20 protein-coding genes are annotated in these 17,741 nt (G+C 62.4%); 19 read left to right on the top strand and 1 reads right to left on the bottom strand.

Annotation, left to right across the window (positions count from 1 at the left end):
* Positions 1–50: 50 nt before the first annotated feature.
* Complete coding sequence (gene suhB / locus ABMD26_RS07075; protein WP_049861891.1) at positions 51–866, bottom strand: type III secretion system regulator SuhB; 816 nt, start codon at positions 864–866, stop codon at positions 51–53.
* A gap of 134 nt (positions 867–1,000) precedes the next feature.
* On the opposite strand from suhB, the gene trmJ reads away from it, so the two are divergent.
* From trmJ to der, 19 genes are all read left to right on the top strand, one after another.
* The gene (trmJ, locus tag ABMD26_RS07070) at positions 1,001–1,753 is read left to right on the top strand and encodes a tRNA (cytosine(32)/uridine(32)-2'-O)-methyltransferase TrmJ (protein ID WP_056844986.1); all 753 of its coding nucleotides are present in this window, start codon (positions 1,001–1,003) and stop codon (positions 1,751–1,753) included.
* On the top strand, positions 1,754–2,533 hold the full coding sequence (gene cysE, locus ABMD26_RS07065) for a serine O-acetyltransferase (protein ID WP_090356422.1): 780 nt from the start codon (positions 1,754–1,756) through the stop codon (positions 2,531–2,533).
* 159 nt (positions 2,534–2,692) lie between these two features.
* Positions 2,693–3,190, top strand: coding sequence for a Fe-S cluster assembly transcriptional regulator IscR (gene iscR, locus ABMD26_RS07060; protein WP_056844988.1), 498 nt, complete (start codon positions 2,693–2,695; stop codon positions 3,188–3,190).
* A gap of 34 nt (positions 3,191–3,224) precedes the next feature.
* Positions 3,225–4,439, top strand: a complete 1,215-nt coding sequence (locus tag ABMD26_RS07055) for an IscS subfamily cysteine desulfurase (protein ID WP_134721736.1) — start codon at positions 3,225–3,227, stop codon at positions 4,437–4,439.
* A gap of 53 nt (positions 4,440–4,492) precedes the next feature.
* Positions 4,493–4,879 (top strand): Fe-S cluster assembly scaffold IscU, encoded by a 387-nt coding sequence (gene iscU / locus ABMD26_RS07050; RefSeq protein WP_043186545.1) that lies wholly within the window; start codon positions 4,493–4,495, stop codon positions 4,877–4,879.
* A 90-nt stretch (positions 4,880–4,969) separates the two neighbouring features.
* The gene (iscA, locus tag ABMD26_RS07045) at positions 4,970–5,293 is read left to right on the top strand and encodes an iron-sulfur cluster assembly protein IscA (RefSeq protein ID WP_049861896.1); all 324 of its coding nucleotides are present in this window, start codon (positions 4,970–4,972) and stop codon (positions 5,291–5,293) included.
* 9 nt (positions 5,294–5,302) lie between these two features.
* On the top strand, positions 5,303–5,824 hold the full coding sequence (gene hscB / locus ABMD26_RS07040) for a co-chaperone HscB (RefSeq protein ID WP_056844989.1): 522 nt from the start codon (positions 5,303–5,305) through the stop codon (positions 5,822–5,824).
* Between the two features lie 46 nt (positions 5,825–5,870).
* Positions 5,871–7,733, top strand: coding sequence for a Fe-S protein assembly chaperone HscA (gene hscA, locus ABMD26_RS07035; RefSeq protein WP_354308735.1), 1,863 nt, complete (start codon positions 5,871–5,873; stop codon positions 7,731–7,733).
* A 3-nt stretch (positions 7,734–7,736) separates the two neighbouring features.
* Positions 7,737–8,078: an ISC system 2Fe-2S type ferredoxin gene (fdx, locus tag ABMD26_RS07030; protein WP_043186555.1), complete on the top strand. Its 342-nt coding sequence runs from the start codon at positions 7,737–7,739 to the stop codon at positions 8,076–8,078.
* A 13-nt stretch (positions 8,079–8,091) separates the two neighbouring features.
* The gene (gene iscX, locus ABMD26_RS07025; RefSeq protein ID WP_049861900.1) at positions 8,092–8,292 is read left to right on the top strand and encodes a Fe-S cluster assembly protein IscX; all 201 of its coding nucleotides are present in this window, start codon (positions 8,092–8,094) and stop codon (positions 8,290–8,292) included.
* Positions 8,293–8,380: 88 nt separating this feature from the next.
* On the top strand, positions 8,381–8,806 hold the full coding sequence (gene ndk, locus ABMD26_RS07020) for a nucleoside-diphosphate kinase (protein ID WP_043186559.1): 426 nt from the start codon (positions 8,381–8,383) through the stop codon (positions 8,804–8,806).
* A 28-nt stretch (positions 8,807–8,834) separates the two neighbouring features.
* Positions 8,835–9,983 (top strand): dual-specificity RNA methyltransferase RlmN, encoded by a 1,149-nt coding sequence (rlmN, locus tag ABMD26_RS07015; RefSeq protein ID WP_056844991.1) that lies wholly within the window; start codon positions 8,835–8,837, stop codon positions 9,981–9,983.
* 14 nt (positions 9,984–9,997) lie between these two features.
* The gene (gene pilW / locus ABMD26_RS07010; RefSeq protein WP_049861902.1) at positions 9,998–10,753 is read left to right on the top strand and encodes a type IV pilus biogenesis/stability protein PilW; all 756 of its coding nucleotides are present in this window, start codon (positions 9,998–10,000) and stop codon (positions 10,751–10,753) included.
* Entirely contained in the window at positions 10,750–11,727 is a 978-nt protein-coding gene (locus ABMD26_RS07005; RefSeq protein WP_134721738.1) for a RodZ domain-containing protein, read from the top strand. Before pilW ends, ABMD26_RS07005 begins: the two co-directional genes overlap by 4 nt.
* Position 11,728: 1 nt before the next feature.
* Entirely contained in the window at positions 11,729–12,838 is a 1,110-nt protein-coding gene (ispG, locus tag ABMD26_RS07000) for a flavodoxin-dependent (E)-4-hydroxy-3-methylbut-2-enyl-diphosphate synthase (RefSeq protein WP_049861904.1), read from the top strand.
* Positions 12,839–12,860: 22 nt separating this feature from the next.
* Positions 12,861–14,150: a histidine--tRNA ligase gene (hisS, locus tag ABMD26_RS06995; protein WP_049861905.1), complete on the top strand. Its 1,290-nt coding sequence runs from the start codon at positions 12,861–12,863 to the stop codon at positions 14,148–14,150.
* 42 nt (positions 14,151–14,192) lie between these two features.
* Complete coding sequence (locus ABMD26_RS06990) at positions 14,193–14,834, top strand: YfgM family protein (protein ID WP_134721739.1); 642 nt, start codon at positions 14,193–14,195, stop codon at positions 14,832–14,834.
* The gene (bamB, locus tag ABMD26_RS06985; protein WP_049861907.1) at positions 14,827–15,981 is read left to right on the top strand and encodes an outer membrane protein assembly factor BamB; all 1,155 of its coding nucleotides are present in this window, start codon (positions 14,827–14,829) and stop codon (positions 15,979–15,981) included. The genes ABMD26_RS06990 and bamB overlap by 8 nt, the downstream gene beginning before the upstream one ends.
* Positions 15,982–16,101: 120 nt before the next feature.
* Complete coding sequence (gene der, locus ABMD26_RS06980) at positions 16,102–17,565, top strand: ribosome biogenesis GTPase Der (protein ID WP_049861908.1); 1,464 nt, start codon at positions 16,102–16,104, stop codon at positions 17,563–17,565.
* The last annotated feature ends 176 nt before the right edge of the window (positions 17,566–17,741 follow it).

The raw sequence follows: 17,741 nt of genomic DNA, 5'->3' as shown, positions 1-17,741 counted from the left end.
CGCCCATGAAAAAAGCACCCCGTGGGGTGCTTTTCTTGTCGTGCCAGGTCTCAGCGCTTGAGCGAGGCCGGCAGGTGCGGCTGGATGGCGGTCAGGACTGCCTTGAAGCACTTGGTGTTACCGGCAACGATGTGGCCGTTTTCCAGGAAGTTGTGACCGCCGGTGAAATCGCTCACCAGACCGCCCGCTTCCTGAATCAGCAGGACGCCTGCGGCCATGTCCCATTCCGACAGGCCCGACTCCCAGAACGCATCGAAGCGGCCAGCGGCAACGTAGGCCAGATCCAGGCTGGCGGCGCCGGCGCGGCGAATACCGGCGGTCTGGCCGACCAGGCTGCGGAACATGCCCAGGTAGTTGTCCAGGTTGTCCATCTGGTTGTCGCGGAACGGAAAGCCGGTGCCCAGCAGGGCGCCGTCCAGGCTGGTGCGACCGCTGACGCGCAGGCGACGGCCATTGAGCTGGGCGCCACGGCCACGGCTGGCGGTGAATTCTTCCTGGCGGACAGGATCTAGCACGACGGCGTGTTCCAGCCGACCACGGTACTTGCACGCGATGCTGACGGCGAAGTGCGGTACGCCGCGCAGGAAGTTGGTGGTGCCGTCCAGTGGGTCGATGATCCAGAGGTAGTCTTCGCCCTCACCGCTGCCGGCATGGAAACCGGTCTCTTCGCCACGGATGCCGTGGGTCGGGTAGGCCTTGCGCAGGGCGTCGATGATTTTCTGTTCGGCAGCGCGATCGACTTCGGACACGTAGTCCTTGGCATCTTTCTCGTCGACCTTGATGGTATCCAGGCGCTCGATGGAGCGGAAGATCAATTCACTGGCGCTGCGGGCGGCGCGCAGCGCGATATTCAGCATGGGCTGCATGGACGTTTCACCTAAGGTCGTTAAAGAAAGCCGCGCATTCTAGCAGAAAAGTCGTGGACAAGAAGAGGGACATAGCCTTAGTTATAGGCCTTCTGTAATATTTGCCGCCCTTTCCCCGACACAGAGCCCTAGCCGTGCTGGATAACATCCGAGTCGTCCTGGTCAATACCAGCCATCCCGGCAACATCGGTGGCGCGGCGCGCGCCATGAAAAACATGGGGTTGTCGCGGCTGGTCCTGGTCGAGCCCCGCGAGTTCCCTTCGCCCGAAGCCGACGCCCGCGCATCGGGCGCCAGCGACGTGCTGGAAAACGCCCAGGTGGTCGCCACCCTGGAAGAGGCGCTGGTGGGCTGCACCGTGGTGCTGGGCACCAGCGCCCGCGACCGCAGCCTGCCGTGGCCGCTGGTGGATCCCCGCGAGTGTGGCGAGAAGGTCATCGAGGAGGCCGGGCAGGGCAAGGAGATCGCGCTGGTGTTCGGCCGCGAGCACGCGGGCTTGACCAACGATGAGCTGCAGCGCTGTCATTTCCATGTGCACATCCCGTCCAATCCGGATTTCAGTTCGTTGAATCTGGCGGCGGCGGTGCAGGTGCTCGGGTATGAAGTGCGCATGGCCTGGCTGGCGGGAAAGCGTCCGGCGCCAACGCTGGACAAGACCGAGGAGCTGGCCACCAGCGACGAGATGGAGCGCTTCTATGGCCATCTGCAGGACACCCTGGTCGACATCGCCTTTCTCGACCCGGAAAAGCCACGGCACCTGATGGCTCGCCTGCGCCGCCTGTTCGGGCGCAGCGCCGTGAACAAGTCGGAAATGAGTATTTTGCGCGGCATTCTCACCGAGACCCAGAAGGTCGCTCGGGGCGAGCCGCATAAGCGCAAGGATCAATAAATGTTCGAACGTCTGCGGGAAGATATCCAGAGTGTTTTTCATCGCGATCCGGCCGCGCGCAATGCGTTCGAGGTGTTGACCTGCTACCCGGGCATGCACGCCATCTGGCTGCATCGAGCCGCCCATGCCTTGTGGAAGCGCGAGCTGAAATGGCTGGCGCGGGTGGTGTCCAACTTCGGTCGCTGGATGACGGGCATCGAGATCCATCCCGGTGCGACGGTGGGGCGACGGTTCTTCATCGACCACGGTATGGGCATCGTGATCGGCGAGACGGCCGAGATCGGTGACGACGTGACGATCTACCAGGGCGTGACCTTGGGTGGTACCAGCTGGAACAAGGGCAAGCGCCATCCGACCCTGGCCGATGGCGTGGTGGTGGGGGCGGGCGCCAAGGTGCTCGGGCCGTTCACGGTGGGTGCCGGGGCCAAGGTCGGCTCCAACGCGGTGGTGACCAAGGAAGTGCCGCCCGGCGCGACCGTGGTCGGGATACCCGGCAAGATCATCGTCAAGAGCGATGACCAGCTGGACGCGCGGCGCAAGGCCATGGCCGAGAAGATCGGTTTCGATGCCTATGGCGTCGGCGGCGAGGACATGCCGGACCCAGTAGCGCGGGCCATCGGCCAGCTGCTCGATCACCTGCATGCGGTGGACGGGCGTCTGGAAGGGATGTGTGGCGCGCTGAACCGCCTGGGCAGCGACTACTGCGCCAAGGACCTGCCGCCCCTGCGCGACGAAGACTTCGAATGCGTGCAAGGCGCGGAGCGCAAGGCGCAGTCCTGATCCGGGCCGTCACACAGGCCCCAATCGGCATCATTAGTCTGCTACCATTGCGCCGCCGTTTTTGCACCCAAGTCCTAGTAATTCAGTAGGACTTATAGTTGACAAATTTACTCGGAAATAGGATGATCGAACCTATTCCGAGAACCCGTGGTACTAGCCATGCGACTGACAACGAAAGGCCGATACGCCGTCACTGCCATGCTCGACCTGGCATTGCACGCGCAGCGTGGCCCGGTCTCATTGGCCGACATCTCCGAGCGCCAGGGCATATCCCTGTCCTACCTGGAGCAACTGTTCGCCAAGCTGCGCCGGGGCAACCTGGTGTCCAGCGTGCGTGGTCCCGGCGGTGGTTATCAGCTGTCCCGTGAAATGGAAGGCATCCAGGTTGCACAGGTCATCGACGCGGTCAACGAATCGGTCGATGCCACCAAGTGCCAGGGCCTGGGTGATTGCCACGCCGGTGACACCTGCCTGACCCACCATCTGTGGTGTGACCTCAGCCAGCAGATTCACGAATTTTTGAGCGGTATCAGTCTGTCCGACCTTGTCACTCGTCGTGAGGTGCAAGAAGTCGCTCAGCGCCAGGATCTGCGTCGTTGCAACAGCAACGGCCGCATGCAGCGCCTGGACAAGATCGAAACGTCTGCCGTCGAATGAGAAAGCCAGGTTAGCCGCCTGATAGGAGATACCAATGAAGTTGCCGATTTACCTCGATTACTCCGCGACCACGCCAGTGGATCCTCGCGTTGCACAGAAGATGATCGAATGCCTGCAGATGGACGGGAACTTCGGTAACCCGGCTTCCCGTTCGCACGTGTTCGGCTGGAAGGCTGAAGAAGCCGTCGAGAACGCCCGTCGCCAAGTGGCTGATCTGGTCGGTGCCGACCCGCGCGAGATTGTCTGGACCAGCGGTGCCACCGAGTCCGACAACCTCGCGATCAAAGGTGTGGCGCACTTCTACCAGACCAAGGGCAAGCACATCATCACCACCAAGATCGAGCACAAGGCGGTCCTGGATACCACCCGCCAGCTCGAGCGTGAAGGTTTCGACGTCACCTATCTGGAGCCCGGCACCGACGGTCTGGTCACTCCGGCCATGATCGAAGCGGTCATGCGTGACGACACCATCCTGGTCTCGGTCATCCATGTGAACAACGAAATCGGCGTGATCAACGACATCGCTGCCATCGGCGAGCTGACTCGCTCGCGCGGCGTGCTGTTCCACGTCGATGCCGCCCAGTCCACCGGCAAGGTCGAGATCGACCTGTCGGCACTGAAGGTCGACCTGATGTCGTTCTCGGCGCACAAGACCTACGGTCCCAAGGGTATCGGCGCGCTGTACGTCAGCCGCAAGCCGCGTGTTCGCCTCGAAGCGGCCATGCACGGCGGCGGTCACGAGCGCGGCATGCGTTCGGGCACCCTGGCCACGCACCAGATCGTCGGCATGGGCGAAGCCTTCCGCATCGCCAAGGAAACCATGGCCAGCGAAAACCTGCGCATCAAGGCGCTGAGCGATCGCTTCTACCAGCAGGTCGAGAACCTCGAAGAGCTGTACGTCAACGGCAGCCTGACGGCCCGTGTGCCGCACAACCTGAACCTGTCCTTCAACTATGTCGAAGGCGAGTCGCTGATCATGGCCCTCAAGGACCTGGCAGTGTCTTCCGGTTCGGCGTGCACCTCGGCCTCGCTCGAGCCCTCGTATGTACTGCGCGCCCTGGGCCGCAACGACGAGTTGGCCCACAGCTCCATCCGTTTCACCTTCGGTCGCTTCACCACCGAAGAAGAAGTCGATTACGCCGCGCAGAAAGTCTGCGAGGCCGTTACCAAGCTGCGCGCTCTGTCGCCGTTGTGGGACATGTACAAAGACGGTGTCGATATCTCGAAGATCGAGTGGGCGGCGCACTAAGTAGCTGCCGACAAGAGCGGCTTACCTGATGAGTTTCAGTAAGGATCAATACCATGGCTTACAGTGAAAAGGTCATCGACCACTACGAAAACCCACGTAACGTGGGCAAGATGGACGCCGAAGATGCCGACGTCGGCACCGGCATGGTCGGCGCTCCGGCGTGCGGCGATGTGATGCGTCTGCAGATCCGTGTCAACGAGCAGGGCATCATCGAAGATGCCAAGTTCAAGACCTACGGCTGCGGTTCGGCCATCGCTTCCAGCTCCCTCGCCACCGAGTGGATGAAGGGCAAGACCCTGGACGAAGCCGAAACCATCAAGAATACCCAGCTGGCCGAAGAACTGGCTTTGCCGCCGGTGAAGATCCATTGCTCGGTGCTCGCCGAGGACGCCATCAAGGCGGCCGTACGCGACTACAAGCAGAAGAAAGGTCTGCTCTGAGTCAGAGCGAAGCTGGACGCAGTCGAAGGTTCGATACAGCGCGGTGCGGGTGACCGCTCGCGCGAAACCGTTTGCAGGTAAGGAGTCACGATGGCTATCAGCATGACAGAAGCCGCCGCCAACCATGTTCGTCGTTCCCTCCAGGGGCGTGGCAAGGGTGACGGCATTCGCTTGGGCGTACGCACCACCGGTTGCTCGGGCCTGGCCTACGTGCTGGAGTTCGTCGATGAAGCCGGTAGCGAAGACAAGGTCTTCGAGAACCACGGCGTCAAGGTGATCATCGATCCCAAGAGCCTGGTCTACCTGGACGGCACCGAACTCGATTTCGTCAAGGAAGGGTTGAACGAAGGCTTCAAGTTCAACAACCCCAACGTGCGCGGCGAATGTGGCTGCGGCGAAAGCTTCAATATCTGAGGCGCATCCGTGGGTACTCCTTGTCATTTCGCCCTGTTCGACCTCAAGCCCGGCTTTCGCCTGGACCTCGATCAACTGGCCACGCGCTATCGCGAGTTGGCCCGCGAGGTCCATCCCGATCGCTTTGCCGATGCCTCCGAGCGTGAGCAGCGTCAGGCTCTCGAAAAGTCTGCGGGCCTGAACGACGCCTACCAGACCTTGAAGGCGGCGCCCAAGCGTGCGCGCTACTTGCTGTCCATCAGTGGTCAGGAAGTACCGCAGGAAGTCACGGTCCACGATCCGGACTTTCTTCTGCAGCAGATGCAGTGGCGCGAAGAACTCGAAGACCTGCAAGACAGTGCCGACCTGGCGGGCGTGGCAACGTTCAAGCGCCGGGTCAAGACCGCGCAGGCTGAACTCGAAGACAGCTTCGCTGCCTGTTGGGATGACGCTGCGCAACGCGAACAGGCCGAACGCCTGATGCGGCGCATGCAGTTCCTCGACAAGCTTTCCTATGAAGTGCGCCAGCTCGAAGAGCGCCTCGACGATTAACCCAGTGTCGCTACGGCCGCACGCCTGAATTCCTGACCTGATAAGCATGGCCCTACTGCAGATCGCCGAACCTGGCCAGAGTCCTCAACCACACCAGCGTCGTCTGGCCGTGGGGATCGACCTGGGCACTACCAATTCGCTGGTCGCTGCGCTGCGCAGCGGTCTCTCCGAACCCCTGGCGGACGCAGACGGGCAGGTCATCCTGCCGTCCGCCGTGCGCTATCATGCCGACCGCATCGAAGTGGGAGCGGCTGCCAAGGCCGCCGCTGCCAGCGATCCGCTCAACACCGTGCTCTCGGTCAAGCGCCTGATGGGCCGCGGCCTGACCGACGTCAAGCAACTGGGCGAGCAATTGCCCTACCGCTTCGTCGGTGGCGAGTCGCACATGCCGTTCATCGAAACCGCGCAGGGCCCGAAGAGTCCGGTGGAAGTGTCCGCCGACATCCTCAAGGCCCTGCGTCAGCGTGCCGAAGACACCCTGGGTGGCGAGCTGGTGGGGGCGGTAATCACCGTGCCTGCCTATTTCGACGATGCCCAGCGTCAGGCCACCAAGGACGCTGCGCGTTTGGCCGGTCTGAACGTCTTGCGCCTGCTCAACGAGCCCACCGCCGCGGCCGTGGCCTATGGCCTGGATCAACATGCCGAAGGGTTGGTGGCGATCTACGACCTGGGTGGCGGGACATTCGACATTTCCATCCTGCGCCTCACCGGCGGTGTGTTCGAAGTGCTGGCCACCGGCGGCGACAGCGCGCTGGGCGGCGATGACTTTGACCATGCCGTCGCCGGTTGGATCGTCGAGCAGGCCGGTGTATCCGCCAACCTCGACCCTGGTGCGCAGCGCCAATTGCTCCAGGCGGCCTGCGCTGCCAAGGAGGCGTTGAGCCAGGCGCACAGCACCACCATCACCTACGGCAGCTGGAGCGCGGAACTTACCCGTGATGCTTTCCAGGCCCTGATCGAGCCCATGGTCGCGCGCAGCCTCAAGGCCTGCCGACGCGCCGTGCGTGACGCGAACATCGAGATCGACGAGATTCTCGCCGTGGTCATGGTCGGCGGTTCCACTCGCGTTCCGCGTGTGCGTGAATCGGTGGGCGAGCTGTTCGGGCGCCAGCCCCTGACCGACATCGACCCGGATCAGGTCGTGGCTATCGGTGCCGCCATCCAGGCCGATACGCTGGCCGGCAACAAGCGTGACGGCGGCGAACTGTTGCTGCTCGACGTCATTCCCTTGTCCCTGGGGCTGGAAACCATGGGCGGGCTGATGGAGAAGGTGATACCGCGCAATACCACCATTCCCGTCGCTCGTGCCCAGGATTTCACCACTTATAAAGACGGCCAGTCGGCCTTGCTGGTGCATGTGCTGCAGGGTGAGCGCGAGCTGATCAGCGACTGCCGGTCCCTGGCCCGTTTCGAGCTGCGTGGCATTCCTGCCATGGTGGCTGGTGCGGCGAAGATCCGCGTCACCTTCCAGGTCGATGCCGATGGTCTGCTCAGTGTGTCCGCCCGCGAGCTGGGTTCGGGTGTCGAGGCGAGCATTCAGGTCAAGCCGTCCTACGGTCTGACCGACGGCGAGATCGCCCGGATGCTCACCGATTCCTTCCAGTACGCCGGTGACGACAAGGTCGCTCGCCAGTTGCGTGAACACCAGGTCGACGGTGAGCGTCTGATCGAGGCCGTACAGGCCGCGCTGGACGCCGACGGCGAGCGCCTGCTCGACGACGAGGAGCGCATGGTGATCGGCCTGCAGATGGACGAGTTGCGCACGCTGGTCAAAGGCAGTGACGGTCCGGCCATCGAACAGCAGACCAAGCTGCTGTCGCAGGTGACCGATGCGTTCGCCGCGCGTCGCATGAACAATGCCGTGAAAGACGCCCTGTCAGGGCGCAACCTGAATGAAATTGAGGAATAACTGATGCCGAAGGTGACATTTCTGCCCCACGCCGAGCATTGCCCGGACGGTATGGTGGTCGAGGCTGAAACCGGCAGGTCGCTGCTCGACGTCGCCCACGATCATCACATCGAGATCGAGAGTGCCTGCGGCGGCGTCTGCGCCTGCACCACCTGCCACTGCGTGATCCGCGCCGGTTTCAACACGCTCGAAGAAGCCGACGAGCTGGAAGAAGACTTCCTTGATCGCGCCTGGGGGCTGGAGCCGACTTCGCGTCTGAGCTGCCAGGCCAAGGTCGGCACCGAGGACATCACCGTCGAGATTCCCAAGTACTCGCTCAATCACGCCGCCGAAGCGCCGCACTGACCGAGGGATTGTCATGAGCTATGGTTGGAATGATGTACAGCGCATTGCCGAGGAGCTGGAAGAGCAGCACCCGGATCTGGACCCGTATTCGATCGGTTTCACCCGCCTGCAGCAGATGATCAAGGCGCTGCCGGATTTCGACGACACCTCCGGTCGCGTCGGCGAGAAGGTGCTCGAAGCGGTGCAGACCCTCTGGGCCGCCGAAAAAGACTGATCGATTTGCAGGTTAGGCAATACCCCGGAACCCGCGTATAATTCGCGGGTTTAATTTTTCGCTTCAATCACCGTTTCTGGAGTTTCACATGGCTGTTCAACGTACTTTCTCCATCATCAAGCCCGACGCTGTCGCCAAGAACGTCATCGGCGAGATCACCACTCGTTTCGAAAAAGCCGGTCTGCGCGTCGTTGCCTCGAAACTCAAGCAACTGTCCAAGGCCGAGGCCGAAGGCTTCTACGCCGAGCACAGCGCTCGTGGCTTCTTCGGTGAACTGGTTGCCTTCATGACTTCCGGCCCGGTTGTCGTTCAGGTTCTGGAAGGCGAAAACGCCATCGCCCTGAACCGCGAGCTGATGGGTGCCACCAACCCTAAAGAAGCCGCTGCCGGTACCATCCGCGCCGACTTCGCCGAGTCGATCGACGCCAACGCCGTTCACGGTTCGGACTCCGAAGCCGCTGCTGCTCGCGAAATCGCATACTTCTTCGCTACTACCGAAGTAACCACTCGCTAAGCTACGGCTCACGAGTGAAGGTGAATCCATGACTGATATGACTGGCAAGACGAACCTGTTGGGGCTGACTCAACCGGAAATGGAACAGTTCTTCGACTCGATCGGGGAGAAGCGCTTTCGTGCCGGTCAGGTCATGAAGTGGATTCACCATTTTGGCGTGGACGATTTCGATGCCATGACCAACGTCGGCAAGGCCCTGCGCGAAAAGCTCAAGGCCTGTGCCGAGATCCGCGGCCCCGAAGTGGTCAGCGAGGACATTTCCACCGACGGCACCCGCAAATGGGTGGTGCGCGTGGCGTCCGGCAGCTGCGTCGAGACCGTCTACATCCCCCAGGGCAAGCGCGGCACCTTGTGTGTTTCGTCCCAGGCGGGCTGTGCCCTGGATTGCAGTTTCTGCTCCACCGGCAAACAAGGCTTCAACAGCAACCTCACCGCCGCCGAAGTCATCGGCCAGGTGTGGATTGCCAACAAATCCTTCGGCAGCGTCCCGGCGACCGTCGACCGTGCCATCACCAACGTGGTGATGATGGGCATGGGCGAGCCGCTGCTGAACTTCGACAACGTCATCTCGGCCATGCGCCTGATGATGGATGACCTGGGCTATGGCATCTCCAAACGCCGGGTTACCCTGTCGACCTCGGGTGTCGTGCCGATGATCGACGTGCTCGCCGATCACATCGACGTGTCCCTGGCCCTGTCGCTGCATGCGCCCAACGACGCGCTGCGCAACCAGTTGGTACCGATCAACAAGAAGTACCCGCTCAAGATGCTGCTCGAGTCGTGCCAGCGCTACATGTCGCAACTGGGCGAGAAGCGTGTGCTGACCATCGAGTACACCCTGCTCAAGGACGTCAACGATCAGCTCGACCATGCCATCGAAATGGTCGAACTGCTCAAGAACGTGCCGTGCAAGATCAACCTGATCCCGTTCAACCCGTTCCCTCATTCCGGTTACGAGCGGCCGAGCAACAACGCCATCCGCCGTTTCCAGGATCACCTGCACCAGGCCGGCTTCAACGTGACCGTGCGCACCACCCGTGGCGAGGATATCGACGCCGCCTGTGGTCAGTTGGTGGGGCAGGTCATGGACCGCACGCGTCGCAGTGAACGCTACATCGCCGTACGCCAATTAGGCGCTGAGGCCGATATGCCGCAAACTGCCGCGAATCGGAACTGAACGAGAGGAACTCCATGACCCTGCGCGCCGCGCTGCTGATCGTCTTCGCCTTGCTGACCGGTTGCGTCACCACGGGCAAGGTCAATCCGATGGACACCAGCAAGGGTCGGGACGAGGCGCGTCAGGCCTACGTGCAACTGGGTCTGGGATACCTGCAGGAAGGCAGTACCGAGCGGGCCAAGATTCCCTTGAAGAAGGCCCTGGAGCTCAACGGTTCCGACGCCGACGCCAATGCGGCACTGGCCCTGGTGTTCCAGGCGGAAATGGAACCTGAGCTTGCCGAACAGCACTTTCGCAAGGCTTTGAACGCACGCAGCGATGCCCGTATCCTGAACAACTACGGCAGCTTCCTGTATGAACAGAAACGCTACAAGGAAGCCTACGAACTGTTCGAGAAGGCCGCCGCCGACACGCTCTATCCAGAGCGCTCGCGGGTCTTCGAAAACCTGGGCATGACAGCGGCAGCTCTGGGCCAGCGCGAGGTGGCACGGCAGAATCTGGAGAAAGCGCTGCGGCTCAACCGTCAGCAGCCCCGGGCGCTGTTGGAAATGGCCGAAATGTCGTACCAGGACATGCAATACGTGCCGGCCAAGGAGTATTACGACCGGTTCACCCAGTTGAGCGAGCAAACCGCGCGCAGCCTGCTGCTTGGCACGCGTCTGGCGAAAGTCTACGAAGACAAGAACAAGGCCGCCAGTTATGGCCTGCAACTCAAACGGCTTTATCCCGGTACGCCGGAATATCAGCAATACCTGTCGGAGCAAAGATGAAAGCGGCGCATCCCGAAGTAGCAGCAGGCTCTCGTGTTAACCCCGGCGATACCTTGCGTCAGGCCCGTGAAGGCAAAGCGTGGTCGTTGCCCGAGGTGGCCGCGCGGCTGAACCTCACCCCGGCTTCTTTGGCCAACCTGGAAGCGGGGGCGTTCGACAAGCTGCCCGGCCACACTTTTTCCCGCGGCTACATCCGTGCCTATGCCAAATTGCTCGGCCTGGATCAGGCCGTGCTGGTGCAGGCGTTCGACCAGTACACCGGCACCAATGCGCAGGGTAGCAACGTGCATGGCCTGGGCCGCATCGAAGAACCTTCGCGCCTGGCTCACAACCTGCTGCGCATCGTCAGCCTGATGCTGGTGCTGGCCCTGGTGGGTGGTGGCTTTCTCTGGTGGCAGGACAAGACCACTGCCCGTGGCACCGATCCTACCAACGTTGCGCTGGAGCACGTCGAAGTCGAAAGCGCCGACGGCACGACCCAGATTCATCCACTGGACGAGCCTGAAGACCAGGCCGTGGTGGCTGCTCGCGAAGGCGAACCCACCGCGTTGAGCCTGGGGCAGGGCCAAACCCCGGTTGACCCGGCCACTACCGGCACACCGGCGACCACGACTACCCAGCCATCTGCAACCGTTGCCACGCCTGTTCCCGCACCTGTACCCAATACTGCGACAACACCTGCCGCACCGGCCCCTGTCGCAACGCCTGCGCCAGTCGAGGCGCCCGTGGCCGGGCAGGGCCAGGTCGGCATGAATTTCGTCGCCGATTGCTGGACCCAGGTTACCGATGCCACCGGCAAGGTGCTGTACAGCGGCCTCAAGCGCAGTGGCGAAAATCTTCAGGTCAGCGGCAAGCCGCCGCTTTCCATACGCCTGGGCGTGGCCAATGCCGCCCAGGTGACTTACAACGGTCAAGCGGTGGATGTCGCACCCTTTACCAAGGGCAATACTGCTCGCATGAAGCTGGGGCAATAACATGCACGGTGAATCTCCGATCAAGCGCCGCGAATCGCGCAAAATATGGGTCGGCTCGGTACCGGTTGGGGGCGATGCGCCCATTGCCGTACAGAGCATGACCAACACCGACACCAATGATGTCGATGCCACCGTCGGGCAGATTCAGCGCCTTGTCGATGCCGGCGCCGACATCGTGCGCGTGTCCGTGCCCGACATGGATGCCGCCGAGGCCTTCGGGCGCATCAAGCAGCGCGTCAGCGTGCCGCTGGTGGCCGACATCCACTTCGACTACAAGATCGCCCTGCGGGTGGCCGAGCTGGGTGTGGACTGCCTGCGCATCAACCCCGGCAACATCGGTCGCGAAGACCGCGTGCGCGCCGTTGTCGATGCCGCGCGCGATCGTGGCATCCCGATCCGTATCGGCGTCAACGCAGGCTCCCTGGAAAAGGACCTGCAGAAGAAGTACGGCGAACCGACCCCGGAAGCGCTGGTCGAGTCGGCGCTGCGTCATGTCGAGCATCTGGTGCGCCTGGATTTCCACGACTTCAAGGTCAGCGTGAAAGCATCCGACGTGTTCATGGCCGTCGACGCCTATCGTCTGCTGGCCAAGCAGATCGTCCAGCCGCTGCACCTGGGCATCACCGAAGCCGGGGGCCTGCGCTCGGGTACGGTCAAGTCGGCGGTCGGCCTGGGCATGCTGCTGGCCGACGGCATCGGCGACACCATCCGCATTTCCTTGGCGGCCGATCCGGTGGAAGAGGTCAAGGTCGGCTACGACATCCTCAAGTCGTTGCGCCTGCGTTCGCGCGGCATCAACTTCATCGCCTGCCCCAGCTGCTCGCGGCAGAACTTCGACGTGGTCAAGACCATGAACGAACTCGAAGGCCGTCTCGAAGACCTGCTGGTGCCGCTGGACGTCGCGGTCATCGGTTGTGTGGTCAACGGTCCGGGCGAAGCCAAGGAAGCCCATGTCGGCCTCACCGGTGGCACGCCGAACCTGATCTACATCGACGGCAAACCGTCGCAGAAACTGACCAACGACAACCTGGTGGATGAGCTCGAGAAGCTGATCCGGCAGAAGGCAGCGGAAAAGGTCGAAGCCGACGCGGCGTTGATCGTCCGCGGCTAACAGGGATTTCTAAGGATATTTTGTGAGCAAGACTCTGCAAGCCATTCGTGGCATGAACGACATCCTGCCGGAGCAGACGCCGCTGTGGCGTTACTTCGAAGGCACTGTGGCCGGTTTGCTGGACGGTTACGGCTACCGCCAGATCCGCATGCCCATCGTCGAGTTCACCGACCTGTTCAAGCGCTCCATCGGCGAAGTCACCGATATCGTCGAAAAGGAGATGTACACCTTCGAGGATCGCAACGGCGATTCCCTCACGCTGCGCCCCGAAGGCACCGCAGCCTGTGTCCGCGCGGTGCTCGAACATGGTCTGAGCGGTGGTGGCCAGGTGCAGAAGCTCTGGTACATGGGCCCGATGTTTCGCCACGAACGGCCGCAGAAGGGGCGCTATCGCCAGTTCCACCAGATTGGCCTGGAAGTGTTCAACCTCGACGGTCCCGACATCGACGCCGAGCTGATCGTGCTGACTTGGCGCCTGTGGAAACTGCTGGGCATTCGCGACGCGGTCACCCTGGAGCTCAACAGCCTGGGCACCAGCGAAGCCCGCGGTCGCTACCGCGAGGCGTTGGTGGAATTTCTCACCGCGCACCTGGACCAGATCGACGAAGACAGCCAGCGCCGCCTGAAGACCAACCCGTTGCGCGTGCTCGATACCAAGCACCCGGAAACCCAGGCGGTATTGGTCAACGCGCCGAAGCTGGCCGATTATCTCGACGAAGAGTCACGCGTGCATTTCGAGGGCTTGAAGGCGCGTCTGGATGCCGCCGGCATTCCCTACGTGATCAATCCCAAGCTGGTGCGGGGCCTGGACTACTACAGCAAGACCGTTTTCGAATGGGTCACCGACAAACTGGGCGCTCAGGGCACCGTCTGTGCCGGCGGCCGCTATGACGGTCTCGTCGAGCAGATGGGTGGCAAGCCGACGCCGGGCGTGGGTTTTGCCATGGGCATCGAGCGTCTGATCCTGTTGCTCGAAACCCTGGAACAGGTGCCTGAATCCATTGCCCGGCAGGTTGACGTCTACCTCTGCGCTTTCGGCGAACAGGCCGAGTTGGCAGGTCTGACCCTGGCCGAGCGGCTGCGCGACCAGGTGCCGGGCCTGCGCCTGATGGTCAACGCCGGTGCCGGCAGTTTCAAGAGCCAGTTCAAGAAGGCCGACAAGAGCGGTGCCTTGTACGCCTTGATCCTGGGGGACGACGAACTGGCCCAACAAGTGGTAGGTTTCAAACCCCTGCGCGGCCAGGGCGAACAACAGAACATTGCCTGGTCGGCGTTGGCCGACCATCTGGCGACCTGCGTTGTGCAGGGCTGAATCAAGCAAGCATCAAGCATTTGCGCGAATAGGAGCATTGGGGTGTCGAGTACCGAAGACGAACAAATGGGCGAACTCAAGGACTGGTGGCAGCGTAACGGCAAGCCCCTGGTCACCGGTGGCCTGCTGGCCCTGGTGGTCGTGTTCGGCTGGCAAGCCTGGACCCGCTATCAGAGCAACCAGTCGCAGAGCGCTTCCAACCTGTACCAGCAGTTGCTGGAAGCCAGCCTGACCCCGACCGGCAAGCCCGATACCGCCCAGGTGGCAGACCTGGCCGGCAAGCTCAAGAACGAGTTCGGCGGCACTGCCTATGCGCAGTACGCCAGCCTGTTCCTGGCCAAGGCCGCCGTCGATGCCGGCAAGCTCGATGATGCCGCCGCCGAACTCAAGACGGTGGTCGACAAGCCGGTCGACACCACCTTGGGCGAAGTGGCGCGTCAGCGCCTGGCGCAGGTCCTGGCCGCGCAGAACAAGGCCGAAGACGCCTTGAAGCTGCTCGACGGCGATGCCGACAAGGCCTTCCTGGCAGCCCGCGAAGAACTCAAGGGTGACCTGCTGGTGCAACTGGGCCGCAGCAACGACGCCTATGCCGCCTATCAAAAAGCCAAGGCTGCGCTGTCCGATGAAGCGGCGGTGGGTGGCCTTCAAATCAAGCTCGACGACCTGGCCAAAGGGGATGCGTGACGTGATCCGTTGGAAACATGCAGCATTGCTGGCCCTGGCCTTGATGGCCGTGGGTTGCAGCAGCAACAGCAAGAAGGAACTGCCCCCGGCCGAACTCACCGACTTCAAGGAAGAAGTGTCCTTGCAGAAGGTCTGGAGCCGCGGTATCGGCGACGGCCAGGGCAAGACCTACAACATGCTCGTGCCGGCGATCGAGAACGATCGCATCTACGCCGCCGATGTGACGGGCGAGGTGGTCGCGATGAACCGCATGACCGGCGACGTGCTGTGGAAAAAAGACCTGGACCAGCCGGTTTCCGGTGCCGTGGGCGTGAGCTACGGCTTGGTGACCCTGGGTACCTTGCGCGGCGACGTGATCGCACTCGATGCCGACACCGGTGAGCAACGCTGGAAAAAACGCGTGAACAGCGAAGTGCTGGCACCACCGGCCAACAACGGCAACGTCGTGGTGGTGCAGACCCAGGACGATCGCCTGATCGGTCTGGATGCCAGCACCGGTGATCAGCGCTGGATCTACGACAGCACTCCAGCGGTGTTGACCCTGCGCGGTACCGGCGCCCCTCTGGTGACCAACCAGCTGGCGATCGCCGGTCTGTCGACTGGCAAGGTCGTGGCTCTGGACATCTCCAACGGCGTGCCGGTCTGGGAAGCTCGGGTCGCCGTGCCTCAGGGCCGTTCCGAACTGGATCGCGTGGTCGACATCGACGGCGGCCTGCTGTTGTCCGGCGGCACGCTGTATGTGACCACCTACCAGGGCCGCATGGCCGGCCTGGACCTGGAAAGCGGGCGTGTGCTGTGGCAGCGCGATGCTTCCAGCTACGCAGGTGTCGCGCAGGGCTTCGGCAACGTCTACACCAGCCTGGCCTCGGGCACCGTGGAGGGCGTCGACGAGCGTTCCACTACCGCCCTGTGGAGCAACGACCAACTGGCGCGTCGCCAGCTGTCGGCCCCCGAAGTGTTTTCCAGCTACATCGCGGTGGGCGACCTGGAAGGTTACGTCCACCTGCTGAGTCAGGTCGACGGTCGTTTCGTCAGCCGTACTCGGGTCGACAGTGACGGTGTACGGGCTCGCCCGCTGGTCGTTGGCGACATGCTTTATATTTACGGCAACAGTGGCAAGCTGGAAGCCCTGACCGTCAAGCAGTGATTGACTATGCTTCCAGACACCCGCGGGTGACTGGAAGCCGCTTCGTTTGAAGCGCCTCGAACTCCGGCCGCTGCCTGCAGCGGCCTTTGTATTTTCTGAATCAACGCAGTGGAGAGCCGCATGGTTCCCGTAATCGCCCTGGTGGGCCGACCCAACGTCGGTAAATCCACCATGTTCAACCGCCTGACCAAAAGCCGTGACGCCATCGTCGGCGACCTGTCTGGTCTTACCCGTGATCGCCAATACGGTGAGGCGCGCTGGCAAGGGCGTTCCTACATTCTGGTCGACACCGGTGGTATTTCCGGTGACGAACACGGCATGGACGAGAAGATGGCCGAGCAGTCGCTGCTGGCCATCGAAGAAGCCGATGTCGTGATGTTTCTGGTCGATGCGCGCGCGGGTTTCACCGCCGCCGACCAGATGATTGCCGAGCACCTGCGCAAGCGTAACAAGCGCTCGCTTTTGGTCGCCAACAAGGTCGACAACGTCGACCCCGAGATGGCCAAGGCCGAATTCGCCCCACTGGGCATGGGCGATGCCATCCCCGTGGCCGGTGCCCAGGGCCGCGGTGTCAACGCGCTGCTCGAAGCCGCCTTGAGCGAGTTCCCGCGCGACGAGGAAGAAGTCGACCTCAACGCCGAGGTGGCCGAGGGCGAGGAAGCCGTGCGCATTCCGGGCCCGAGCGAGAAGGACGGCATCAAGATCGCCATCATCGGTCGACCCAACGTCGGCAAGTCGACGCTGGTCAATCGCATGCTCGGCGAAGACCGGGTGATCGTCTATGACCAGCCAGGTACGACTCGCGACAGCATCTACATTCCCTTCGAACGCAACGAAGAGAAGTACACGCTGATCGACACGGCCGGTGTGCGCAAGCGCGGCAAGATCCACGAGGAAGTCGAGAAGTTCTCGGTGGTCAAGACGCTGCAAGCGATCAAGGACGCCAACGTGGTGATCTTCGTCATGGATGCACGCGAAGGCGTGGTCGACCATGACCTGAACCTGCTGGGCTTCGCCCTGGAAACCGGGCGCGCCATTGTCATCGCGCTGAACAAGTGGGACGGCATGCAGCCCAGCGAGCGCGACTATGTGAAGGTCGAGCTGGAGCGGAGGTTGTTCTTCGTCGACTTCGCCGACATCCACTTCATTTCGGCGCTGCATGGCACCGGCGTGGGCAACTTGTATGCTTCGGTGCAGGCATCGTTCAAGTCGGCGATCACCCGCTGGCCGACCAGCCGCCTGACCCAGATCCTCGAGGACGCGGTGCAGGAGCACCAGCCGCCGATGGTCAACAGCCGCCGGATCAAGCTGCGCTACGCTCACTTGGGTGGTGCCAACCCGCCATTGATCGTGATCCACGGCAACCAGGTGGAGAAGGTACCGAAGTCGTACGTGCGCTATCTGGAAAACACGTATCGCCGCGTGCTCAAGCTGGTCGGTACGCCGATCCGTATCGAGTTCAAGGGTGGCGAGAACCCGTACGAAGGCAACAAGAACACGCTCACCGACCGCCAGGTCAACAAGAAACGCCGCCTGATGTCGCACCACAAGAAGGCCGACAAGAAGCGCCGCGACAAGCGCTGACAGACCGCGGCGCAGCCGGACGCGGCTCGCGCCGCTGCTACAGGGAATGTGTAACCTGTATCAGCGGCGCAAGCCGCGTCGGCGTTCCATGCGTTCCATCAGGCCCCGCAATCCCCGTAGCAGCGGCGCAAGCCGCGTCGGCGTTCCATACGTTCCATCAGGCCCCCCGCAATCCC

Source organism: Pseudomonas sp. PvP001, assembly GCF_040546375.1.
GTDB lineage: Bacteria > Pseudomonadota > Gammaproteobacteria > Pseudomonadales > Pseudomonadaceae > Aquipseudomonas > Aquipseudomonas coleopterorum.
This window is presented reverse-complemented; position numbering and strand designations above follow the sequence as displayed.